At 55.7% G+C, this 24,055-nt stretch carries 18 protein-coding genes; 9 read left to right on the plus strand and 9 right to left on the minus strand.

The annotated features are described in order from the left end of the window. Positions 1 to 529 precede the first annotated feature (529 nt). Positions 530 to 3,094, minus strand: a complete 2,565-nt coding sequence (locus JT718_RS11470; RefSeq protein WP_205502804.1) for a zinc-dependent metalloprotease — start codon at positions 3,092 to 3,094, stop codon at positions 530 to 532. Between the two features lie 452 nt (positions 3,095 to 3,546). Here JT718_RS11470 and JT718_RS11475 point away from each other — a divergent pair, with 452 nt between their 5' ends. Beyond that, on the plus strand, positions 3,547 to 4,098 hold the full coding sequence (locus tag JT718_RS11475) for an REP-associated tyrosine transposase (protein ID WP_205502806.1): 552 nt from the start codon (positions 3,547 to 3,549) through the stop codon (positions 4,096 to 4,098). Positions 4,099 to 4,220: 122 nt separating this feature from the next. On the opposite strand, the gene JT718_RS11480 is transcribed toward JT718_RS11475, so the two are convergent. From JT718_RS11480 to JT718_RS11495, 4 genes are all read right to left on the minus strand, one after another. Next, positions 4,221 to 4,577, minus strand: a complete 357-nt coding sequence (locus tag JT718_RS11480) for a histidine kinase (RefSeq protein ID WP_205502808.1) — start codon at positions 4,575 to 4,577, stop codon at positions 4,221 to 4,223. Positions 4,578 to 4,594: 17 nt separating this feature from the next. Beyond that, positions 4,595 to 5,869 carry a PAS domain-containing protein gene (locus JT718_RS11485; protein WP_205502810.1) on the minus strand — a complete coding sequence of 425 codons (1,275 nt, stop codon included), beginning with the start codon at positions 5,867 to 5,869 and terminating at the stop codon, positions 4,595 to 4,597. 20 nt (positions 5,870 to 5,889) lie between these two features. Then, positions 5,890 to 8,022 (minus strand): methylmalonyl-CoA mutase, encoded by a 2,133-nt coding sequence (gene scpA / locus JT718_RS11490; protein ID WP_205502812.1) that lies wholly within the window; start codon positions 8,020 to 8,022, stop codon positions 5,890 to 5,892. 337 nt (positions 8,023 to 8,359) lie between these two features. Continuing rightward, positions 8,360 to 10,195: a methylmalonyl-CoA mutase family protein gene (locus JT718_RS11495; RefSeq protein WP_205502814.1), complete on the minus strand. Its 1,836-nt coding sequence runs from the start codon at positions 10,193 to 10,195 to the stop codon at positions 8,360 to 8,362. A gap of 724 nt (positions 10,196 to 10,919) precedes the next feature. Between JT718_RS11495 and JT718_RS11500 the strand changes: the two genes are divergently transcribed. Then, positions 10,920 to 11,669 carry a DUF72 domain-containing protein gene (locus JT718_RS11500; RefSeq protein WP_205502816.1) on the plus strand — a complete coding sequence of 250 codons (750 nt, stop codon included), beginning with the start codon at positions 10,920 to 10,922 and terminating at the stop codon, positions 11,667 to 11,669. Positions 11,670 to 12,047: 378 nt separating this feature from the next. On the opposite strand, the gene ctlX is transcribed toward JT718_RS11500, so the two are convergent. Together ctlX and JT718_RS11510 are read right to left on the minus strand one after the other, a co-directional pair. Beyond that, positions 12,048 to 13,001, minus strand: a complete 954-nt coding sequence (gene ctlX / locus JT718_RS11505) for a citrulline utilization hydrolase CtlX (RefSeq protein WP_205502818.1) — start codon at positions 12,999 to 13,001, stop codon at positions 12,048 to 12,050. Positions 13,002 to 13,216: 215 nt separating this feature from the next. Next, positions 13,217 to 13,441 carry a hypothetical protein gene (locus JT718_RS11510; RefSeq protein ID WP_205502819.1) on the minus strand — a complete coding sequence of 75 codons (225 nt, stop codon included), beginning with the start codon at positions 13,439 to 13,441 and terminating at the stop codon, positions 13,217 to 13,219. A 615-nt stretch (positions 13,442 to 14,056) separates the two neighbouring features. Here JT718_RS11510 and JT718_RS11515 point away from each other — a divergent pair. The 5 genes from JT718_RS11515 (at position 14,057) to JT718_RS11535 (ending at position 19,514) form a co-directional block, all read left to right on the plus strand. After that, on the plus strand, positions 14,057 to 14,827 hold the full coding sequence (locus JT718_RS11515) for a 5'-nucleotidase C-terminal domain-containing protein (protein ID WP_205502821.1): 771 nt from the start codon (positions 14,057 to 14,059) through the stop codon (positions 14,825 to 14,827). Positions 14,828 to 15,094: 267 nt separating this feature from the next. Next, a complete protein-coding gene (locus JT718_RS11520) occupies positions 15,095 to 16,030 on the plus strand; it encodes a bifunctional metallophosphatase/5'-nucleotidase (protein ID WP_205502823.1) in 936 nt (311 codons plus the stop codon). 96 nt (positions 16,031 to 16,126) lie between these two features. Next, entirely contained in the window at positions 16,127 to 17,551 is a 1,425-nt protein-coding gene (gene dnaA, locus JT718_RS11525; RefSeq protein WP_205502825.1) for a chromosomal replication initiator protein DnaA, read from the plus strand. A gap of 18 nt (positions 17,552 to 17,569) precedes the next feature. Beyond that, a complete protein-coding gene (locus JT718_RS11530; RefSeq protein ID WP_205502827.1) occupies positions 17,570 to 18,019 on the plus strand; it encodes an RrF2 family transcriptional regulator in 450 nt (149 codons plus the stop codon). 856 nt (positions 18,020 to 18,875) lie between these two features. Further along, positions 18,876 to 19,514 carry a peroxiredoxin gene (locus JT718_RS11535; RefSeq protein WP_205502830.1) on the plus strand — a complete coding sequence of 213 codons (639 nt, stop codon included), beginning with the start codon at positions 18,876 to 18,878 and terminating at the stop codon, positions 19,512 to 19,514. Between the two features lie 123 nt (positions 19,515 to 19,637). Here JT718_RS11535 and JT718_RS11540 read toward each other — a convergent pair whose 3' ends face one another. Both JT718_RS11540 and JT718_RS11545 read right to left on the minus strand, forming a co-directional pair. Further along, entirely contained in the window at positions 19,638 to 20,132 is a 495-nt protein-coding gene (locus JT718_RS11540; protein WP_205502832.1) for a hypothetical protein, read from the minus strand. 66 nt (positions 20,133 to 20,198) lie between these two features. Beyond that, positions 20,199 to 20,633, minus strand: coding sequence for an OsmC family peroxiredoxin (locus JT718_RS11545; RefSeq protein WP_205502833.1), 435 nt, complete (start codon positions 20,631 to 20,633; stop codon positions 20,199 to 20,201). Between the two features lie 245 nt (positions 20,634 to 20,878). On the opposite strand from JT718_RS11545, the gene JT718_RS11550 reads away from it, so the two are divergent. Beyond that, on the plus strand, positions 20,879 to 22,375 hold the full coding sequence (locus JT718_RS11550; RefSeq protein WP_205502835.1) for a GH3 auxin-responsive promoter family protein: 1,497 nt from the start codon (positions 20,879 to 20,881) through the stop codon (positions 22,373 to 22,375). Between the two features lie 301 nt (positions 22,376 to 22,676). Further along, positions 22,677 to 23,993 carry a hemolysin family protein gene (locus JT718_RS11555; RefSeq protein ID WP_205502836.1) on the plus strand — a complete coding sequence of 439 codons (1,317 nt, stop codon included), beginning with the start codon at positions 22,677 to 22,679 and terminating at the stop codon, positions 23,991 to 23,993. Positions 23,994 to 24,055 lie beyond the last annotated feature (62 nt).

Raw genomic sequence — 24,055 nt, forward strand, 5'->3', positions numbered from 1 at the left:
GCAAGCCAGAAGCCTTGCCTGCGGTAAGCGACTGGAAAGCGGTAAAAGAAGCCGTAGCGTACGTAGAGTCCTGGGCACTAGCCTGCAAAGGGGCAGCGTGGAAATGCAGAGGCATGGTGATGCAACCGTCAGATACCCGGGTCACGCAACTCAGCAAGAGCATGCCTGTCAAGAAAACTGCCAACCTCTTCTTCATACTATCACATATTTTCCTTTGAATGATACTAAAATCTCTAACTTTTACCTAAATGGAAAGGAATGCACTGGGTAATTCATAACTTGTATATATTTATAAATAATATGATCTAAATAAGATGTTATCAGTAAAAATACCCTCAAAGCGCTCCAAACAGCGTTTGCTTCTGCCAAAATTTAACCTCTACACGTGGGTGATGGTAAATTTCTACTAGGTGAAAATGCTTAAATATTTTTGATAAATAGATGAAAAAGAGCCGGTTAAGGGCGGTAAAAACAAAAGCGCTGCCCCTTGTAAGAGGCAGCGCTTTTGCGGTAATGGAACGGAGGAGGATTATCCTCTTGGGTTCAGGGCTTCGTTGATGCGGTCAGAAAGGTCCAGCAGGTGGTAGTTGCTCAGAGAATCTGATTGAGCCGCAGCCGCTCCTTTAATCAGGGAGTTGATGTTGCGTAACTCCGCTTTGGCTACAGACACCACGTCGCTCTGCATGACATCCAGGGTAGGGGCAGCGGGTCTTCTGGCGGCGGCCTGAGTCGAAGCGGCCGTAGCCGGCGCTGGTTTCACCAGATCAATCAGTTGCTCAACGTACAGCTTCTGCAGGTTTCGGCGGTACACATCAATGGCCTGTTTGTTCTTCACTTCTTTAAAGATAGAGTTGTTCATGTCGGTAAAGAAGTCGGTCACTTTGTAGGCCTTGGCGCCGTCCATGGCCTCGCCGGCAATCAGCTTGGTCAGGGTAGCGTTGCTGATGAGGCGGTTAAGCACGTTCTGCTGGCTGCGGGACACCACCACCATGGGGTTGGCCCCGGTGTTGTTCAGGACGTTGGGCGCCAGCAACCAGGTAGGCGTAGTGAACAGCTGCTTGTCTAAGAAGGCCATGGCCTCCTTCTGGGTTGCGGCCGGGGTACGCTCGTACACCACACCTTCCTGCTCTACCGTTTTGGGGGTCTCATAGATACCGCCAATGTTTTTGGCCACGTGGCCCATGTACCGGTTAAACTGCGTGGTCAACTGGCCATACATGTTCTCCAGGTTGTCATAGCCTTCGTTTTCCTCGCGGGTCCACTCGGGGAGCTTGGCCAGGATGCGCTGCAGGTTCTTAATGCCGTACGCAGAGGCCTTCATGGCGTTGTCGCTCAGGTCCTCGTTCTGCGAGTGCGGGTCATCTGGGTTGGTCTCGGTCCCGAACCAGTAGCGGCGGTTTTTCAGCTTCTCCACCGTCATCTTGTTGAGGGTAGCGATCTCGTCTTTCGCGCTCTTGGCGTTTGGCAGCATGCGGTAGCCCCACTCAATGGCCCACAGGTCATAGTCACCGATTCTTGGATAGATGCCTTTGGAGGTGATGTTGTCTTCCGGCTGGGCCACGTAGTTAAAGCGGGCGTAGTCCATGATGGACGGCGTGTGGCCGTTCTGCTCCACCCATTTCTTGTTGCGCAGGTTTTCTACCGGTACGGTGGAGCTGGAGCCGTAGTTGTGGCGCAAGCCTAGGGTGTGGCCCACCTCGTGCGAAGACACAAACCGGATCAAATCGCCCATCAGTTCCTCAGGGAACTCCATTTTGCGGGCACGGGGGTCAACGGCCGCCGCCTGGATGAAGTACCAGTCGCGCACCAGTTTCATCACGTTGTGGTACCAGTTGATGTGGCTTTCCATGATCTCGCCGCTGCGCGGATCTGAGATGCTGGGCCCGCTGGCGTTGGAAATCTCGGAAGGTTTGTACACAATGGCCGAGTGGCGCGCGTCTTCCAGGCTCCAGTTTGGATCTTCCTTGGGCGTGGGGGCCACTTTGCCGATCACGGCGTTCTTAAAGCCCGCCTTCTCAAAGGCTTTCTGCCAGTCGTTCACGCCGGCAATCAGGTAAGGCACCCATTGCTTCGGCGTAGCCGGGTCAATGTAGAAGACAATGGGCTTTTTGGGCTCTACCAGTTCACCACGCTTGTACTTGGCCATGTCTTTTTCCTTGGGCTCCAGTCTCCAGCGCTTCACCATCTGGATTTCCTTCACGCCCTGCGGATTGGCGTCAAAATCGGTGTAACCCACGGTAAAGTAACCCACGCGTGGGTCAAAGTAACGCGGTTGCATGGGTACTTTGGGCAGCACCACCATGGAGGTGTTGATCTCAATGGTAGAGGAGCCGTTGAGGTTAGAGTTGGCAGCCCCACCGCCCGAAGGCGCGGCCCCGAAGCCGGTGGTAGGAGGGGTGAGTACGTAGGTTTTCACGGTGGTCACTTCCACGTTCTGCGGATAGCTGCGTACGTTCTGGATGTAGCTGCGGTCGCCTATGAAGTTGCCCAACCGGAAACGGGTTTTGCCCGCCGGCGAGCTGAACGAGAAGATTTCGTTTTCGCCCTTGATGTAGTCGGTCACGTCAATGACGCTGCTCTTGTTGTTAGGACCGTAGGCCGCCACGTTGAACGCCGCCACAATGGCCTGCACGTTAGAGCGCTGCACCGCCTGGTACATAGACTTGGTGCTGTCTGGGCTGTAGGTTGCGTAGGAGATCTTGCGCATGAAAACGCGGTCATCGGGACCTTTCTCAAACATGATCACGGCGCTGCCGATCTGGTCCCCGGCGTAGCCCGAGGCGGAGCGCACCTCGGCCCCGGCCTTGGAAATACGGTTCACCACCAGGATCTCGCGGCCCAAAACGGAGTCAGCCAGCTCAAAGAAGTACTTGTCTTCTACTTTGTGGGTCTTGAAAAAGCCGGACTTGGACTGGGCTTTGTCGGTGATGACGTCGGCGTAGGGCTTCGGTTTGGATGATTTGGCCGCGTTGCCCTGCAGCCCGGCGGCTCCGGCTACCCGGCGCGTGGAATCGGCGGGTTGGGTGCGACCCTGGGCCATGGCTACTCCGGCAAAGGTAGAAACCAGCCCCAGCGTCAGTAAGAACTTCTTCATGCTGTAGTAAGCTTGTTAGTTGTATAAAGGGTTGCGTGTAGTGTGGAATGCACCCAGGCTTAGACAAGCAGCGGTGGAGAAGGTTTAATGAGATAGGGAGAGAAAGTTAAAAATTGTGGTAGGCGTTTTGGAGGTGTTTTTGGGAAAGAGGGCGGGAAACGGATTCATCACAAGTAAAACTGGCGCGAGTCTCCAGACTCGTGACACTTGATGAGGGTAGTCTCCAGACTACCCTCGCTGCACCGCAGCGACATTACGCATTGTTGTTTCCAAGCATTTCCGGTTCGTGGTTCCCGGCGAGTCTGGAGACTCGCATTATCCCAAGGCACGAGTCTGGAGACTCGCGCCAGCTTTTCCTTGTGAGATTCCCTGTACCGTTTTTCTGCTGTTTTTGGGAAACAGGCCTAAAACAAGCATCTTCCTTCATTTGCCAAATTTCGTATAAGTTCGCCATGAGCACCAAATACAAAACCCGCAATCCAGAAGGTATTTACTTTATAAGCATGGCCGTTGTGGAGTGGGTAGATGTATTTACCCGAAGAGAGTATTGCGAGCTACTAGTGGATAGCCTCAAGTATTGCATTCAGCAAAAGGGACTGGTGCTGCATGCCTGGGTCATCATGCCTAATCATCTACACCTGATTGCATCCTCAACGGAAAAGAGCTCTCTGCCCAATATTCTGAGAGACTTCAAGAAATTTACTTCCAATAAGTTGATTCAAGCTATTCAGGACAATCCGCTGGAAAGCCGAAGGCGGTGGATACTTTGGATTTTCCAGAGCAATGGCCAACACAACTCTCAGAACACTCACCATCAATTCTGGCAGCAGAGTAATCATCCTGTAGAACTCGATTCTCCATATTTGATAGAGCAGAAATTGACCTATTTACACCAAAATCCAGTAGAACTGGGCTTGGTGGAAGAACCAGAACATTGGCGGTATAGCAGCGCAGTAGATTATGCCGGCGGCAAAGGTTTGCTTCCTCTGGTTTATTTGGATTAGCTAATATCTTTTTTCTACAACTTCTGCGCTGGCCTACACTGGCGCGAGTTTCCAAACTCTTGCCTTTGCATAATGCGAACGCTCCAGACTATCCGGGAATTACTAGCTGAAATGCAGCCTCTTCAATCCTTCAAGCTCTTCTCCAACTGCCCCAACAACGAAATAAACCTGCCAGACTTCTCCTCTATGGTGCTCAGGCCTTGCTGGGCCAGGTCAATCTTGCCGGTGTTGTAGAGGGTGAACAGGTGCCGGGCGGTGCGTTCTATGTCTTGCTGCAAGTCATAGAGCGCCAGCAAGACGGGCTGCTGGCGGTACTTCTTCAACCCGATGGTGTTGAACCATTCCGTGACGGGGTTCGCCGAGGAGAAGAACGCAGCATCATACTCCCCGCCACTCACATAAAGCACGGAGCGTACTTTAGATTTGTAGAGGATATGCTTGATCCTGAGTTGCTGGATATCAATCTCGGCGTTTGTCATGCAGGTTTTTAGGCGCGTTAAGAGGCGCTGTTTTTACTCTGGTTTTCCAGTTCCTGTAGTTTCTGGGTGCATTTCACCTGCTCCGTTACCTCATAGCCGAACACCAGAATGCCCTCAATCTGCTGCGTCTCAGAGTAAAGGGCCTGGTAGGTGAAGTTGATGTAGATCTGTTCCAGGTCCTGGGCGCTGGTGCGGCCAATCAAAATAGGCACCTCCTTGGCCACAAAATCCTCGCCAGTCTGGTACACTTTGTCCAGAATCTGCACAAAGCCCTGCTCGGCCACCTCAGGCAGCGCCTCTGCCACCGTTTTGTGGAGCAGGTCGCGGCCGGGGAACAGCTTCTGGTACTCGGGGTTGACCAGGTGGTAGCGGTGCTCGGGCCCTTGCAGAATACAGAAGAAGGCCGGTGCTTTCATGATGAGGCGCTCCAGGGTAGACCTTTCGGCCTGGGCTTTCTGCAGGGCCAGCTGGATCTGGTCAGACAAAAGGGCCAGCTGCTCGTTGCTTTCCAGCAGTTCCTGTACCATCAGCTTGGTGTCGTGAATGTCAGTGTTGCTGCCCACGCGCAGTTTCACGGTTCCGTCCAGGTCTACCAGCGGAAGGCTCTTGACCACGTGCCAGCGGTAGTTGCCGTCTTTGTTCCGGATGCGCACCTCGGCCTGAAACTCCTGGTTGTTGGGCCAGGCCTGGTTCATTTTCCGCTGCAGCGCCGCCAGGTCATCGGGGTGGAAGGTCTGCCGCCAACCGGTGCCCAGCAGTTGCTCAGAAGAAAGGCCGGTGTAGTCTATCCAGCGCTGGTTCACGTAGGTCACGTTACCTTGCGTATCGGCGGTGTGGATGAGCTGCGGCACGGCATCGGTCATGAACCTGAACTTGTTCTCAGACTCCAGCTGGGCCTTTTTGGCCAGCTCGCGGGCGGTCACGTTGGCCGTGCGCCGGATGATGTATTTCACGTTGCCGTCCTGGTCCAGCACGGGCGTGTGCGAGGCTTCCCAGTAGCGGGTCTCGTAGCCTCCCTCCGGACGGGCAATGTCATAGCGCAGCACCTCAAAATAGGTGACGGTCTTCTCCCGGAAAGTCCTGTCAATGGACTGCCGCAGGATAGAGCCGTTCTTGGAATCCGCGTCCACCGGACTGTCAGGGAAGGCCTCCAGCAGGTTACGGCCAATCAGTTGCTCCCGCGTGCGAAGCACCAGGCCCAGGTACTTGTCTGTGGCCTCCAGCACGGTGTAGTCTGGGGCAATGGCCACCAGGGCCTCGGGGATATTGACAAACAGCTCGTGTAAATCCATCTTGAAATTGGGTAAGAAGCCTATTCTTGCAGTAACTTCTCTAAAATCTGCTGCGCCGCCACACTGATCACGGTACCCGGTCCGAAGATACCTGCTACGCCGGCATCATACAAAAACTGGTAATCCTGCGCCGGAATCACGCCCCCGGCAATGACCATGATGTCTTCGCGGCCCAGCTTCTTCAACTCTGCAATTAGCTGCGGAATCAGGGTTTTGTGGCCGGCGGCGAGGCTGCTCACGCCTACCACGTGCACGTCATTCTCTGCGGCCTGCAGAGCCACTTCCTCCGGGGTCTGAAAAAGCGGACCTAAATCCACGTCAAAGCCGAGGTCGGCGAAGGAGGTGGCGATTACTTTGGAGCCGCGGTCGTGGCCGTCCTGGCCCATTTTGGCTACCATGATTCTTGGTCGGCGGCCTTCCTGCTCCGCAAATTGGTCGGCGAGCGCCTGGGCCTTGCCGAAGTTCTCGTCGTCTGATATCTCTGAACTGTACACGCCGGATATGGATCTGATGGTGGCCCGGTGGCGGCCGAATACTTTTTCTAAGGCATAGGAAATCTCGCCCAGGCTGCAGCGCACGCGGGCGGCGTTGATGGCTAGTTCCAGCAGGTTGCCTTCACCCGTTTCGGCGGCCTGGGTCAAAGCATCCATGGCGGCGAACACGGCGTTTTCGTCCCGGTTTTCCCGAAGTTGGGCTAAACGGGCCAACTGGGCCTCGCGTACGGCAGTGTTGTCAATATCCAGAATCTCCAGGTGTTCCTCGGTCTCCGGACGGTATTTGTTCACACCCACAATCACGTCTTTTCCAGCATCAATCCGGGCCTGCCGACGGGCGGCGGCCTCTTCAATGCGCATTTTGGGCAATCCGGTTTCTATGGCTTTGGCCATACCACCCAGGCGCTCCACTTCCTGGATCAAATCCCAGGCGCGGTGCGCGAGTTGGTGGGTGAGGGCCTCCACGTAATAAGAGCCGCCCCAGGGGTCCACGGTTTTGGTGATATGCGTTTCCTGCTGCAGGTAAATCTGGGTGTTGCGGGCAATGCGCGCGGAGAAGTCTGTTGGTAAGGCGATGGCTTCGTCCAGAGCGTTGGTGTGCAAACTCTGCGTTCCGCCCAGCGCGGCGGCCAGGGCTTCCACGGTGGTGCGGGCCACGTTGTTGAACGGGTCCTGCTCGGTTAAACTCCAGCCAGAGGTCTGGCAGTGCGTGCGCAAGGCCAGGGATTTATCGCTTTTGGGGTTGAACTGCTTGATGAGTTTGGCCCACAGCATGCGGGCAGCGCGCATTTTGGCAATTTCCATGAAGTGGTTCATGCCAATGGCCCAGAAAAACGACAACCGCGGCGCGAAGGTGTCAATGTCCATGCCCGCGGCCAGACCGGTGCGTACGTATTCCAGGCCATCGGCCAAGGTGTAGGCCAGTTCCAGATCGGCCGTGGCCCCGGCTTCCTGCATGTGGTAGCCCGAGATGGAGATGGAGTTGAACTTGGGCATGTGTCGGGAGGTGTACGCGAAGATATCGGCGATTATGCGCATGCTGGGCTCCGGCGGGTAGATATAGGTATTGCGCACCATGAACTCCTTCAGGATATCGTTCTGGATGGTGCCGCTCAGTTGCTCCGGTTTCACGCCCTGTTCCTCGGCGGCTACAATGTAAAACGCCAGGATGGGCAACACCGCCCCGTTCATAGTCATGGAAACGCTCATCTGGTCCAGCGGAATCTGATCGAACAGAATCTTCATGTCCAGGATGGAATCAATGGCTACGCCGGCCTTGCCCACATCACCCACTACGCGCGGGTGGTCTGAGTCATAGCCCCGGTGCGTGGCCAAGTCAAACGCTACGGAAAGGCCTTTCTGACCGGCGGCCAGGTTGCGGCGGTAAAAGGCGTTGGATTCCTCGGCGGTGCTGAAGCCCGCGTATTGCCGGATGGTCCAGGGGTTCTTCACGTACATGGTGCTGTACGGTCCGCGCAGAAACGGCGGCAGACCGGCTGCAAAGTCCAGGTGCTCAAACGCGGCCGTGTCTTCTTTGGTGTAGAAGTTCTGCAGCGGCAGGCGCTCGGCGGTTTTCCAGGTTTTCGGTTCCGTTTTCGGCTCATTCCCGAAAAAAGAGCCCTGAAACGTGAAAGGTATCTTGGTGAAATCTGGTTTCATGTGTTCGTATCATGTAGCAGGTATCAAGTATTAGGTTACGAGATATCTGCATGTTTATCATGTGTAAAGTTCTCGCTCCCCCCCGTGTTGTCATCCTGGAAGGATCTTGTGGGCGAACTGTAACGCTGTCAGCTAAGTGCAAATACACGTTCTATTTGCATTGCCCCTCTTCCTTGTTCAAGTAGAAAAAGTTGTTTCATCGCTCTTGTCTTTCTAGTTTGCCCACAAGATCCTTTCAGGATGACAAATAGGAAGGGAGGTCTCCTCCTGAAGAGGATTATGTCAAAACATTTTCAAGACTCTAGACTCAGAACTCAAGACTGACGCGCCCCGCGCGTTAAGCCCCCAGGCGTTCCTGAATGCGGGTGATGATTTCCTTGGTATCGCAGCCCTTGAACAGGAACTCGTCAAAGCCGTGGGCCTGCAGTTCTTCTTTCAGTTGCATGGGGTCATCGGCCAGAATCAGGGCTGGACCTTGACGGTGCTGGGCCCGCATGCCCTTGGCGAAGGCCTCGGCAAAGTCCTGGAACTGTTTCTCGGGGGCGGCCATCACAATCACCTGCACGTTCAGGTTTTTGACGGCCTGGAGCGCATCGGACACCGAGTGGAACTTGAGCACCTGGGTAGTAAAGCCCGAGCAGGTGAAGAACTCCCGCGCGAAGGAGGCGTGGATGTGCTCCTGCAGAGCATTGCCCATGTGCACCACCACCGCGTGCGGACGGCTCTTTTTCTTCCGGAAGTGCAGCTCGGTGGCCAGGCGCAGCACCTCGTAGGAGTATGCCCCGCGGGTATTGTCAAAGTGCCGGCTCTGGATGAGCTGCTCGGGGTCAAAGTCCAGCTTCTCCTGCGGGTTGGGGTATTTGTTGGTGCCCACCAGCACCTCTTTGCCGCTGGCGATGTCCTTGAACTTCTGGTTGCTGGTTTCCTTGAGGAGGTCTTGCAGGTACCCCGCGTTGGAGGCCGGAATAAACCCGCCGCGGGCCTCAATGTCCTGGAACAGGGCCCAGGCTTTCACCGCCAGCTGCCGGGTAAGGTACTCCAGGTAATAGGAGCCGGCGGCCGGGTCAATGGCCTGGTCCAGGTAAGCCTCCTCCTTCAGGATGATGGGGATGTTGCGGGCGATGCGCTCGCTGAATTCGTTGCTCTCCCTAAAGGTGTTGTCAAATGGCTCCACCTCCACCGAGTTCACGCCGCCAATGATGGCACTCATCATCTCGGTGGTGTGGCGCAGCAGGTTGGTGTGCGGGTCTAAGGTAGTCTGGTGCCAGCGCGAGGTGGAGGCGTGGATGCGCAGAGCGCCCGCCACTTCCCCCGGTACCCCAAAGGCTTCCACCACCTTGGCCCAGAGCAGCCGCGCCGCCCTGAACTTGGCAATCTCAAAGAAGTAGTTGGTGCCCGCCGTCAGGTGGAACTGCATGTTCCGGAAAATGGCCTCGGGCGCCAGGCCGGCGCCGGTAAGGCTATTGGTGTAGCAGACCGCAATGGCCAGCGTGATGGCCAGCTCCTGCACCAGCGTGGCCCCTTTGTTGCTGAAGTGCGACCCGTTGATGGTAAGCGCGTAGAAGTTAGGGGCCTCCAGGGTCTGCTCCAGCAGGTGCATGGCGTGGTCCAGGTCCAGTTGCTTGTAGCTTTCGGAGGCCAGGATAGGGGAGCACTTCAGGAAACCGGTGAGAGCCCCCACGGGCACTTTCTTGCGGTACAGCCCGGTGGTGAGGTGGTGCAGAAAGTTGGCGGCTTCAGTAGACACGGTGTAGGCCACCGGCACTTTGGTGAGGTCAAGGTGCTGGATGAGGTAGTCGGCGTCAAACTCATGCCCGTTTTCCATGATAAAGTGAATGCCGTCTGCCCCACGGGCAAGCGCCTGCGCAGCTTTGTCCACGGCCTCGTGGCCCTTGCCCCAGGTATGGATCGGCTGCAGGTTCAGCCAGCTGTTGCGGTCGGTTTTGGCGGTGCGCAAGTAGGGGAACTGACCCGGAATGGTATCAAAGGCCCTGCTCTGCGGCGACTGGCTTTGGGTATAAAAAGGGGCCACCGAAATCTCTTCGTAGCTCTGCCAGTGCAGATCAGCCAGATCGGCGCCTTTGAGGTCTTGCTTTATCTTGGCAAGCCATTGCTCAGCCGTTACCGGCCCAAACTCGGGGAACAATGCCTCGGCGGAGGTGATGTCAGTCATACAATCGCGAACGGATGTTTGGGTAAAGATACTCTTTTGCGGAAACTGTTCTACGGCCCCCACCGGATTTACGCCATCTGTTTCAGGCCTGTTTTCAGGAAAACAGAAAGAAAAGAGGGTAGGGGCAAAACATGAACCAGCAGCTAGGAAAGAAGCCTGCTACCGCGGTGTTCCAACTGCTACTCTGTTGCGACAAGGCAGTTACAAACTGCCGCTAATGGTAGGTCCACCTCACAGACTTGAACCATGAGGAATGTAAACCCACCCCTGCCCCTCCCAGGAGGGGAGTACGCCTTGCTGACAAGCATTACAGTTCTCCCAGCAACGCTATTGCTTCTGCCTCTTTTTCCCCTATTCCAGTCTTTCGGCTGAGCGCCTAGCGCTCGACCCGGTGCCGCGCATGCGGCAGGCCTGAGGGCCAGGCGAGAGAGCACAGCGCGAAGGCGGAAGACGGGGCCCCGCGGCCGTGAGCGCACCAAGCTACCTATGCAACAACACAGCTCATAAGTCCATAGACAAGCGGCAGAAACGCCAGCAAAAGCAAACAAATTCATTAGTCCACACACAAGCGGCACTTCACCAGCGAAAGCAAATTTCACCATCTGCAAACAACCAAAGAAATCAGTCCATAACCTGCCCTCCACCCGTTTCCCTTACCATTCCAGCAAAACAGGCCAAAAACAGGAACCATAACCTCCTGGGCATTTCTGCGTCTCTATGCACCATGAACATTCCCCAAGACCAACTGTACATCGGGACCTCGGGTTGGAGCTACGCCTGGCGCGGCCTCTTCTACCCGGAAGACCTGAAATCGGCGGACATGCTGCCCTTCTACGCGCAACACTTCAACTGCACCGAGGTGAACAGCAGTTTCTACCATTTCACCATGGAGAAAACCATCCTGAAGTGGCTGGAGCAAACGCCTGCCCATTTCAAATTCGCGCCCAAGCTGCACCGCAGCATTACCCACGAGAACCGGTTACAGAACATTGAAGACCCGTTACGCAAGTGGATGGATCGGTTCCTGCTCATGGGCGACCGATTAGGGCCGGTGCTGGTACAGTTGCCGGGCTCGTTCCACTTCAACGAGCTCATCGCAAAGCACTTTTTCACGCTGCTCCGGAAGTTGTACCCAGAAACGGTCTTTGCGCTGGAAGTACGGCATGCCTCCTGGCACACGGAGGAGGTGCTGGAACTGTTGGAGGAATTCGCTATCTCGCTGGTGGTGATCAGTGCCGGAAAGAAGTGGCCGGGCCTGGCCGCCGCTACCACCAACACGGTATACCTGCGCCTGCACGGCCACGAGCAGCTGTACCGCGGTGCCTACCCCGAGGAGGAACTGGAGCGGTTCGCCTACATGGCGCAGGACTGGCTGCAGGACGATAAAACGGTCTGGTGTTTCTTCAACAACACCATCGGGGGCAATGCTACGGCAGACGCTCAAAAACTGCGGCAGCTGCTGCTGAATTTATGATGGGGTAGGTCCTAGAACACTTGCATTTGATGAGATACCTGCTCCTGGCAGCTGGCACAGACACTCGCAGGACCTTCGGACACTGCGAGGTCTTTTGAGCAAGCGCTTCCTGTGAGCACACTGTACATTCTGACGCGAGGCTCCGGTCTCGTGACGGGGGAGGAAGCGAACGCTCCAGCTTGCCGGGAACCAAGAGCATTTTTACGCGCTGCTGAAAATATTGAAGACCAACAATCCTAATTTCGCTGCGGGGCAGCGAGGGTAGTCAGAGACTACCCGGCATCCCAAGGCACGAGTCAGAGACTCGCGCCAGTGTTTTGGAAGTCAAATTCGGAGCTAGCAACCAGCAACCAACAACTAAAAACTAATAACCATCAACTACCTGTACACCTCGGCTAGCATGCAGCGGGCGCTTCCACCGCCGTGGGCCTCTATGGTGCGTAAGTCAGAGCGTACCATTTTGGTGAGGGTGTTGAGGAGTTCAAACTGGTCTTTGCGCAGGGCCTTGTAGGCTTTCTCAGACATGACCAACACGGGTTCGCCGGCTTTGTTGCGCACTTGTATCATGTTGCCGGCCATCTTTTTTACCTGGGCCAGGCTGAGGTCAATGATTTCTTTGCCGGTGTCTACCAGGGCCTCCAGCAACAGGCCTTGCTCTTCCTCGTCTGGTATGGCCTCCAGGCACACCAGGGCAAAATCGGCACCCAGGGTCATGATCACGTTGGTGTGGTAAATGGGCAGGCCGCTGTCATCTACGGCGTGAAACACCACCGGCCTGTAGCCCAGTCTATCGCAGAAGGCCTGGAGCGGCTCTGGGTGGGTGCGCTCAGAGAGGCAGGCGTAGGCAATCTTGTGCTGGCGGTCCAGCACCAGACTGCCGGTGCCCTCCAGGAACTTGCCTTCGTTCTCAAAGTAGGTGAGGTCTATGACCTCGGTGAGTGGCAGCTCATGTTCCTGCTCCAATTGGGTCAACAGTTCGGGGCGGCGCTCCAGGCGGCGGGTAGGCGACAGCATGGGGTAGAGCACTACCTTGCCACCGGGGTGAAAGGAGATCCAGTTGTTGGGGAAAACGGCATCGGGGGTGGCAGGCTCCTCCACATCGTCCAGTACAATGGCGTCAATGCGGGCGGCCCATAACTTGAGCAGGAACTGGTTAAACTCATCCAACGCTTTTTGCTGCACCTTTGCTTCTGTGCCCGTCGGCACTTCCTGTTGAAAGGAGTTGGTGGCGGCGGTTTCTGGGTTGGCCCCAAAGCGGGCGGGCCGCACCAGCAAGACCTGGGTAGCGAGCGGAACGTTTGGGTGCGCGGGGAGTTTGTTTTCGGGTTGCATGGGCCTGCCGTGTGGGTTGAACGGTGCAAGATACGGCAAAACCACCATAGTGAGAAGTGGGTGGGGCCTGGGGCAGCTAGCCAGGGGAAGGACGCCCGTTTTCAGGCCAGTTTCCTGAAAACGGGCCCCAAACAAAATCCCCGCTCTTTCTGGTAAGAAGGAGCGGGGAGAAGTAGTTGCCGTACGGTTGGCTATTTTCTTGCGGAGGGCAGAGGCTAAGCGGTGGCCGTGGCCCGGTTGCGCCAGAAGTACCGGAAACACCGGCCCATAATGCCTCTGAATCTTTTAGGGAAGGTGGCCCGGCACCAGCGCTTCAGCTCCCTGATCTCGTGCAGGAGCAGCAGGCGCAGGCATTTCCGGAATTCTTTTTCAAACAACACTACATCAAAACTAACTTTAAGAAGAATGAATTTACTGTACTGTAAATAGGAAGTGGTCATGGTAGTGATGGTTTTAGGTAAGTTGTTAGAACAAAACGCGGTGTGCAAAAAGGCTCTCCTTGAAAGAAGAAGAGGTAATCCTACTAAAAACGGCCCTGTCTTCTCCCGGCAAAGCAAGTAGTTCGCCGGAGGTGCAGGTACAGCAAGGGGAGCACGGTACGGGTAGAAGGCAGGACAGTTCCGCTGGCTGCCCTTGCCGTAACCTGCGGCGAAAAGAGAGGGAACAACAGGTCCGGCACGCAGGGGCGAGCCGTTTCCAGCGCCTCCTGCTTGCAGTTGTTCCGCCCCAGCCTACAGGCGCAGCTTGGGGAAGCTGAAGCCAAGGTAAACGCCGCCCAATGGTTGCCTGCCACAAGCTTGACAGAGAAAAAGAACCAAGTGGTTTAGAGCAGAGGCGCGTTTACGCATGTGCACCAACTTCAACTGGCTGTGGAGCTGAAGCAAAACAAGTTTACTTAAAAACTTATTAAATGTCAAGCGGTTACCAGAGGGTGCTGGGCACGTGGGCCCGCAGTTTTATGATATTTCCGGTGCCAAACGCGGCAGGCGTCCGTTAAAGCAAGGTTGGTTTTTTCAGGCCACCCCTCGTATCTTTGATAAAATCAGTATTTACCCATGTCTTTATTTTCTTGCCTCCGTACCCGCAGCGCTGCCCTGGGCCTTGCCTTTGCCCTTGCGCTGGTGGGGTGCCAGAAAGAACTAGTTCCTTCCGCCAGCCTTCAGGCCACCACCGATATCCCGGTGAACACCCAGATCAGCCCAGACCCGGCTGCCGAGAGCACCATCACGCCCTACCGCTCCCGGGTGGACCAGACCATGAACCAGGTAATAGGGCAGGCGCCCGTAGCCCTGGAGAAGGGTGGGCCGGAGTCTACCCTGGGCAATTTCGTGGCCGATCTGAGCCGCACCCAGACCATGGCCGTGTACGGCAAGCCCATTGACATGGGCGGCATGACCGACGGGGGGCTGCGCAACCCCATTGACCAAGGACCGGTGACCGTGGGCGACGTGTTTGAGCTCATGCCCTTTGAAAACGAGATGCTGGTGCTCACGCTCTCGGGTGAGACGGTGAAGGAGATGTTTGACTTTGCCGCCCGCACCAAGATTCTGACCGTGGCCAACTCCACCTACACCATTCGGGACAATAAGGCCGAGGCCATCACCATAGGCGGTCAGCCTTTGGACCCAACCAAAACCTACACGCTGGCCATCTCAGACTACCTGGCCAACGGTGGCGACAACATGGGTTTCCTGAAAAAGGCCCTGAAAGTGGAGCAGACCGGCCTGCTGGCCCGCGACGCCATCCTAAACGAGATCAAGCAACTGACCGCCCAGGGCAAACCCGTTACTGCCCAGAAAGACGGCCGGGTGAAAGTGATAAATTAGATTTGGAGATTAGGGAATTTGGAGATTTGCAGATGAGAAAATTCGAAAACGGTTTTCAAGCGAATGCTGCTGTTTTGGGCCTGTTTTTACCAAAACAAGGCTCAAACAGGAAATTTCACCGGCACCTACTCAGACACCAGCGGACACTTGCGCCGGTGTAGATTTCCAAATCTCTTCATTTTCAAATTTCCCCATTTCCTCCTCTCCAAATCTGCACACTTCCAAATCTTCAAATCTCCTCATCCCCAAATCTCCAAATCTAAAAACATGAACCGCAGGGATTTCATCAAAAATACAGTAGCCGGCACGGCGGGCTTGGCGGTGTTGGGTTTTCCCAGCCTTGGAGCGGCTGCGGCGGCACCTATTAAATTAACCATTCTGCACACCAATGACATGCACTCCCGCATTGACCCGTTCCCCAACGACGGACGCAAGAACGGCGGCATGGGCGGCATGGCCCGTAGAGCCACGCTGGTGAAGCAGATCAGGGCGCAGGAACCCAACGTGCTCCTGCTAGACGCCGGCGATATCTGGCAAGGAACGCCCTATTTCAACTTCTTCGGGGGAGAGGTGGAGTACAAGCTCATGACCCAGATGGGCTATGACGCGGCCACCCTGGGCAACCATGACTTTGACAACGGCCTGGAGGGGCTGCAGAAACAGCTGCCGCACGCCGGTTTCCCGTTCCTCATTGCCAACTATGACTTTTCAGCCTCTATTCTGCAGGGCCGCTTCAACCCTTACAAAGTGTTTGTGAAGGAAGGGGTGCGCGTGGGGGTGTTCGGGCTGGGCATTCAGCTGGCCGGCCTGGTGGCCGAGAACAACTACAGGGGCGTGAAGTACCTTGACCCGGTGGCCTCGGCCCAACAGATGGTAAAGACCCTGCGCGCGCAGGAGAACGTAGACCTGGTGGTCTGCCTTTCGCACCTGGGCTACACCTACGAGACCGACAAGATCAGCGACCGCAAACTGGCCCAGCAGGTGAGCGGCATTGACCTCATCATTGGCGGGCACACGCACACCTTCCTGGATGAGCCCGAGCAGATTACGCACGCAGACGGCCACGTGACGCTGGTGAACCAGGTGGGCTGGTCGGGCATTAACCTGGGTCGCATAGATTTTACCTTCCATAGAAAAACCAAGGCAAAAACGGCCACAACGGCCTCTGTGCTGCCTTTGAATGACCGTGTTATTATTTCGTAATCTTCAAGTTTTTTTCTATGGAGTTTTTTTTCATTTTTGTACCCCCCTGAAAAATTCTACACTCAAAAAAACGCGGGATTGGAAGAAGCGATGTTAATGGTAAAAGACTGTACAACCGTCTGGCATAACTGTTTACAGGTTATCAAAGACAACATAGGCGAGCAGAGCTACAAGACGTGGTTCGAGCCCATTGTGCCTTTGTCTTTGGCTAATAACGTGTTGACCATCCAGGTGCCCAGCCAATTCTTCTATGAGTGGCTGGAGGAGCATTACGTAGGGCTCCTGAAGAAAGTAGTGTTCCAGGAACTGGGCTCAGAAGGCCGGCTGGAGTACTCCATCATTGTAGACCAAGGGAACGACCAGAGCAAGCCGCAGACGGTCAACATTCCCACCAAAAAGGTGCCGGCCGCGGTAGCCAACTCGTACCGCCCAGAGCAGAGTTTCCTGAAGAATCCGTTTGAGTCAAAGTCCATTGACCGGCACTTCTTCAACTCGCAGCTCAACCAGAGCTACACCTTTGAGAACTACATTGAGGGAGACTGCAACCGCCTGGCCCGAAGCGCGGGGTACGCCGTGGCCAACAAACCGGGTACCACCTCCTTCAACCCTTTAATGGTGTACGGCGGCGTAGGGTTGGGCAAGACCCACCTGGTGCAGGCCATTGGCAACCACATCAAGGGCAACAACCCAGACAAGTTTGTGCTGTACGTGTCTTCAGAGAAGTTCGTGAACCAGTTCATTGAATCGGTGAAGACCAACAGCGTACAGGATTTCGCCAACTTCTACCTGCTGGTAGACATCCTCATCATAGACGATGTGCAGTTCCTGAGCGGGAAAGACAAAACCCAGGAAATGTTCTTCCACATCTTCAACCACCTGCACCAGAGCGGCAAGCAGATTGTGATGACCTCAGACTGCCCGCCGCGTGATTTGAAAGGGCTGGAGGAGCGCCTGTTGTCGCGCTTTAAATGGGGCCTCACCGCCGACCTGCAGAGCCCCGACTTTGAGACCCGCATGGCCATCATCCAGAAGAAGATGCAGAGCGACGGCATTCATATTCCCGACAACGTGATTGAGTACCTGGCCTACAGCGTGGATACCAACGTGCGGGAACTGGAAGGGGTGCTAATTTCGTTAATAGCACAGTCTTCCTTGAACCGCAAAGAGATTGACCTGGAATTGGCCAAAGCGGCCCTGAAACACATCATTGAAGATGTGGAGACCGAGGTGAACCTGGACTTTATCCAGAAAACCGTGGCCGAGTACTTCCAGGTGAGTTTGGATTCTCTCAAAGCCAAGACCCGCAAGAAAGAGATTGTGACGGCGCGCCAGGTGGCCATGTATTTCGCGAAGGAGTACACCAGCCACTCGCTCAAGTCCATCGGGTACCATTTTGGCGGCAGAGACCACTCTACGGTTATTCACTCAGTGCAGACGGTTTCTGACCTAATTGACACCGACAAAAAATTCAAGGCTTCTATTCAGGAGCTGCAGAAGAAGTTCAAGGTAAAGGCGGTATAAAACGCTTTTCTTTCGCTTATGATTTCAAAAAAAGCCAAGTACGCGCTTAAAGCACTTCTTTATTTGGCCAAGCAGCACGATCGCGGTCTGGTGCTGATCTCTGAGGTTGCCGCCGCGGAGCGCATTCCGCGGAAGTTTCTGGAAGCCATTCTGGTAGACCTCAAGGTGCAGCAAGTGGTGCAGAGCACCCGCGGCAAAAACGGCGGCTATACCCTGGTCAAAGACCCGGCCCAACTTTCAGTGGGCAACGTGATCAGAATGGTAGATGGTCCGCTGGCTCCCGTGCACTGCGTGAGCCATCTCTACTACCGCAAATGCGAGGAGTGCGTGGATGAGGCCACCTGCGAGATCCGCCTGCTCATGAAACGCGTCCGCGACGCCACCTGCGACATCCTGGACACTACCTACCTGGCGGACTTTAGCAAAGTCACCGCGCTGGTAGTGGAAGAGGAAGCCAACCAGATTTAACCCACCTTTACCCCATACAACCGCCGTTTCCAGCCTGTTTTCTGAAAAACAGGCTGGAAACGGCGGTTTCTTTTTTGCTGCAAGACCTTTGATTGGTTACTTGCAATCTGTTCAGGTTGTAGCAAGTTCCAAACTTTGCGGTAGCAGATAGGGGAAGCCTTCTTACAATTTCCCTTGCCCGCCTCTAGAACGCGGGTGGGCTATGCCGTAGCCTCTGGTTGGTATGCAGCATCAAGCTTGGTGCAGCTTCAACGTACGGCGGCCAGAGGCTACCAAATTTCTTACATTTGCCAGAGTCAACCGGAGTAGAATAGAAAGGCTGGCAGGTGCGGAAAGCTTGAAATACAGCTTTCTTTTATTGGATCTCTTCATTAGATCTTTTTATTGGATCTTTTCGCCGCCGTTCGCTAATGAGCCGCCGTTGTTGGTGCGCTGCCGTTGCCGCCGGGGTTGGTAGTCGTGTCGCCTTCTTCCGGCGCTGTCTGCTACCATCCGCCACTATCCGCCGCGCCGCCGTTGTTGGTGTTATCACCAACAACCAGCACTACGCTTCCCAAACCTAAATCCTTCTGAGAACGAGTAAAGCGGATAGTAACGTCTACCAGCCAGCAAGAGCCCTACGGTGAGCAGGTACCCTAAATCCGCAAGAAAATCTTGCACAAGAAAGGAACGAAGGGTATGAACTTGATAACTTTCTTCCAGCTAAGTTGGATTTCTGGCAATTGAGCTCTTTATTTGTCTACTTCTTCTATAGGGTTTACCAAGGCGGTAGGGTAATCAGGCGTCTTTTTGGTTACTCCCGGGTAGAAGAAGCAGAATCAACGGTACTCAATTTCTAAAACATAACAACAAGACCATGGCATTACGATTAGGCGACATTGCTCCTGACTTTACGGCGGAAACTTCTCAGGGTACCATCCATTTCCATGAGTGGATTGGCGATGGCTGGGCGGTGCTTTTCTCGCACCCGCGCGACTATACCCCGGTTTGTACCACTGAACTGGGCGCGGTAGCCCGCATCAAAGACGAGTTTGACCGCAGAGGCGTGAAGGTAGCGGCCCTGAGCGTAGACCCGCTGGACTCGCACCACGGCTGGATTGCAGACATCAACGAGACCCAGAATACCAACGTGAACTTCCCCATCATTGCCGACGCAGACCGCAAAGTGTCTGACCTGTACGACATGATTCACCCCAACGCCAGCGATACCTTTACCGTGCGTTCGGTGTTCATCATTGGGCCAGACAAGAAGGTGAAGCTGATCTTCACATACCCGGCGTCTACCGGCCGTAACTTCGCCGAGATCCTGCGCGTGATTGACTCGCTGCAATTAACCGCCAACCACAGCGTGGCCACCCCGGCCAACTGGGAGAACGGCCAGGACTGCGTCATTCTGCCGTCTGTGAAGCAAGAAGAAGTAGAATCTAAGTTCCCGAAAGGCCACGTGGTCATTAAGCCGTACCTGCGCATGACCCCTCAGCCAAACCTGGACTAACTAATAATTAGCCGGCTTTCGGTCTTCAGGAAGTCCGGCGGCTCAAAACAGAAAAGGCCCATCTGCAAAGATGGGCCTTTTCTGTTTTGGACAGGTTTTAGGGAAAAAAGCCCCTAAACGGGATTATGCTCTGGTTCCGCCGGCCTCGGTCACCGGAATAGCGTGCCGGTCGGCTACCTCCAGGAGCTTTTCGCGGGCAATTTTCTGGCCCTTGCGGGTACTGATCAGCCGCAGGTTCACGCTGTGCTTGCTGCCGTCGCGCATGGCAAAGCGGGCCTGCACGGGGCTGAGCGTAATGCCGGTCACGTCTTGCAGGTGAATGGCGATTTTCTGCTTAAAGTGCCCCCGTTTCTCCACCACGTACGCCGGCGTGATCTCCAGGTAAGACTGCCGGCCAAACAACGAGGTGTTCTGGGCCAGGATGAACAGCAGGTAGCCTACGGCCAGAATCAGGAAAACGTAATGGATAAAGTGGCGGTCATTGGTAGAGTTCTCCGGCTCGGTGAAAATCAGGAACAAGCCATAAACCAACCACAACAGTACCAGTGCCAACTGCACCCCAAAAGAAATTTTATGGTCGCGCGAAGGACGCAACCCCACTCTAGCCAATGATTTCATGCAATAAAATTATTGGACAAAGATAGCAAAATTCTGATATCCGCCGCCGCAGGGCAGGCGGTGGGGTTAGGAGCCCTTTAAGGTTGCAGTTAATGTAATCTCGGGCACCGAGGCCAGGGCGCGCGAAATAGGGCAGCCTTCCTTGGCTTTCTGGGCCAGCTGCTGCAGCTCATCGTCAGATAAGCCCGGGGCCTCCACTTCGGTGGTCAGGTCAATCTTGCGGATGAACGGGCCGTTCTCCTGGCCCAGGTGCACCTTCGCCTGGGTTCTGACCGAGGTGGCGGTTTTGCCCGCGCCCTCCAGCAGGCTGCTCAGGAACATGGAGAAACAGCCCGCGTGGGCCGCGCCCACCAGTTCCTCGGGGTTGGTGCCCGAAACGCCTTCCTCAAAGCGTGAGCCGAACGAATAACGGGCGTCGAGGGCGCCGCTCTGGGTAGAAACCGTTCCTTTGCCTTCTTTCAGGCCGCCTTCCCAGACGCCTGTACCGGTGTTATTTGCCATAAGGGTATGTGTTTAGGTTTGTTTGCTTCAAAATACTAAAAAGTACGCCATTTTGTTTTTGGCGGCCGGTGTAGACCAGGAAACCAAGCGCTTTGGGGCGGTTTTCCTGAAAGTAGCCCTAAAACGCCGGGGGCAGCCCGCCGCCGGTAACTTGCGTAAGATTGCTATCTTTACCGCCTACCAGAGGCGGGGCGGCGCTGTTTTTTTCAGGCTGGTGCCGCCGCCTTTACCATTAAAATTCAACCATGGGAGTTAAAGCGTTCTTGAGTAAACCTTTAGCGGCCTGGACCGTGGCCCAGCAGCAAAGCTGGATGGAACAGCCCGGGCAGGCCCAGCAGCAGGTTTTTGAGGCAATTATCCGGAAAGGGGCCAAAACCGCGTTCGGGAGGGACCATTACTTCAAGGATATTCAGACCCCGCAGGAATTTGCCCAGGCGGTGCCCGTGCGCGACTACGAAGCCCTGAAGCCCTACTTTGACCGGCTCAAACAAGGCGAGCGCGATGTGCTCTGGCCCGGGCTGCCCCTGTACTTCGCCAAAACCTCGGGCACCACGTCGGGTACCAAGTACATTCCCATCACGCAGGACTCTATCCCCAACCACATCAACGGGGCCAAGAACGCGCTACTCAACTACATTCATGAGACGGGCCGGGCGCAGTTCCTGGACGGCAAGCTGATTTTCCTGAGCGGCAGCCCGGTGCTGGAGCAAGTGGCCGGCATCAATACCGGCCGGCTGTCGGGCATTGTGAACCACCACGTGCCGGCGTACCTGCGCACCAACCAGCTGCCCAGCTACCAGACCAACTGCATAGAAGACTGGGAAACCAAGCTGGACGCCATTGTGCAGGAAACCATTCACCAGCGCATGACGCTCATCTCGGGCATTCCGCCCTGGGTGCAGATGTACTTTGACAAGCTCATGGCCCGCACCGGCAAACCCATCAAAGACGTGTTCCCAGACTTCAACCTGTTTGTGTACGGGGGCGTGAACTTTGCGCCCTACCGCACCAAGCTGCTGGAGAGCATTGGCCGCCAGGTAGATTCCATTGAGACGTTCCCGGCCTCTGAGGGCTTTTTCGCCTTCCAGAACCAGCAAGACGACCCCGGCTTGCTCTTGCTGGCCCAGAGCGGCATTTTCTATGAGTTCATCCCCGCCGAGGAGTTCCACCAGCCCAACCCGCGCCGCCTAACCCTGGCCGAGGTGGAGACCGGGGTCAACTACGCGCTCATCATCAACAGCAACGCCGGGCTGTGGGGCTACTCCATTGGCGATACCGTAAAGTTTACCTCGCTGTTTCCGCACAAAGTGGTGGTGAGCGGCCGCCTGAAGCACTTTATCTCGGCGTTTGGCGAGCACGTGATTGGCGAGGAGGTGGAAAGCGCCCTGCAGGCGGCCATGGCCGAGTTTCCGGAGGTGAAGGTGACCGAGTTCACCGTGGCGCCCTACGTGAGCCAGGGAACCGGCGCCTCTTACCATGAGTGGCTCATTGCCTTTGACACCCCACCGCACCACCCGGAGCGCTTTGCCAAAGCCCTGGACCTGCACCTGCGCCGGCGCAACAGCTACTATGATGACCTTATCTCGGGCAACATTCTGACTACCCTGCAGGTGACCCCTTTGCCCGCAGATGCGTTCCAGCAGTACATGAAGCGGCAGGGGAAACTGGGCGGCCAGAACAAAGTGCCGCGCCTGAGCAATGACCGCACCCTGGCCGACGGGCTCCTGGAGATTTTCCGGTAGCCGGGTTTCAGGGCCTGTTTTTGAAAATCGGCGTTGAAAGCGCAGCTTGCCCTGGAAAGGAAGGAAACTGCAGGGAGCAGGACCACTTACTGCCCCTTGCGGACCCGGCACATGGCCTGAAACCGCCCGGAACCTTGCGGCGGCGCTAAGGAAGAGAGGAGTCGTTTTGGGCGGTTTTGTGGAAAATAGCCCTAAAACGGCTACAAGTAATTTTTTAAACCAATACAGAGAACATCCTTTCGTTAGAAAAGTACTTTATCTTGCCGGGCGAGGCAGTACCCCCGTTCGTGAACGTACCCACATGGAAATACTCATCATCTTAGTGCTTACCCTGCTCAATGGCTTTTTCGCGCTTTCAGAGATTTCCATCATTTCAGTAAAACGGAGCCGCATTGCGCACCAAGCCAAAGAAGGCAGCCGAGGCGCCAAAACGGTCCTCCGCCTGCTGGACAATCCCGAGGATTTCCTCTCGGCGGTGCAGGTGGGCATTACCTTAATTGGCATTGTCTCGGGGGCGTACGGCGGGGCGGCCTTCTCAGATGACATGCGGGCCTTGCTGGTGCGGGTAGATTTCCTGGCGCCCTACGCCGACACCCTGTCCATTGTGCTGGTCATTGGCCTGATTACCTACATCTCCATTGTGGTGGGCGAGCTCATCCCTAAAACCATTGCCCTGGGCAACAGCGAGCCTATTGCCCTGGCCGTGGCCCCTATCATCAAGGTGTTCACCACCCTCACGCTGCCCTTGGTGAAGCTGCTTTCAGTGTCCACTAACGTTATCATCAAGCTGTTGCGCATTAAGGAGCCGGCCCAGGAGCAGATCTCTGAGGAAGAGCTGCGGCAGATCATCAAGACCGCCGGAAAGCAGGGCGTCCTGAACAAAGAGGAGAGCGACCTGCACCAGAACCTCTTCAGCTATGCCGACCTGCGGGCCAAGGACCTGAAAACGCACCGCATGGAGGTGGAGTGGATTTACGTAAAAGACTCGGTGGAGACCATCAAAGAGAAGATGCACCGCAGCGTGCACTCCCGGTTCCCGGTGTACGACGCCGGGCATGACGAGGTGGTGGGCGTGCTCACCTCCCGCGACTTCTATGAGAACCTGCTGGGCCAGAACCTGCCGCTGCGCAGCATCCTGCTGGAGCCCATCTTTATCTCAGAGACCATGTACGCGCACGCCGTCTTAAACCTCTTCAGGCTGCGCAAGCAGTACATGGGCATTGTGGTAGACGAGTTTGGCTCCGTTGAGGGCATCATTACTCTGCACGACATCCTGGAGGCCATTGTGGGCGATATTCCGGATACCGATGAACTGGGCGAGCCCCTCATGGTGCGGCGGGAAGACAAGTCGTACCTGGTGAGCGGTTCCATCACGGCCCGGGAGCTGAACAAAGGCCTGAGAAAGAAACTCCTGGAAGAGAAGTCGCCCGATTTTACCACTCTGGCCGGGTTCGTGATCCATCATTTGGGGCGCTTGCCCCAGGTGGGCGAGACGTTTACGCACAAAGGCTTCGGGTTTGAGGTGGTGGACATGGACGGCGTTAAGATAGACAAACTCATTGTGAAGGCTTTGGCGGCACCGGCAGAACCCGTGGTGGGGGACCAGCCGGCAGGGTAAGAGGGGTTGGACCGCGCCAGTTTGCCCCACAGGCGCTCCAACTAGCTAAAGCCAACCCGGGT

Source organism: Rufibacter psychrotolerans, assembly GCF_016924645.1.
Lineage (GTDB): Bacteria > Bacteroidota > Bacteroidia > Cytophagales > Hymenobacteraceae > Nibribacter > Nibribacter psychrotolerans.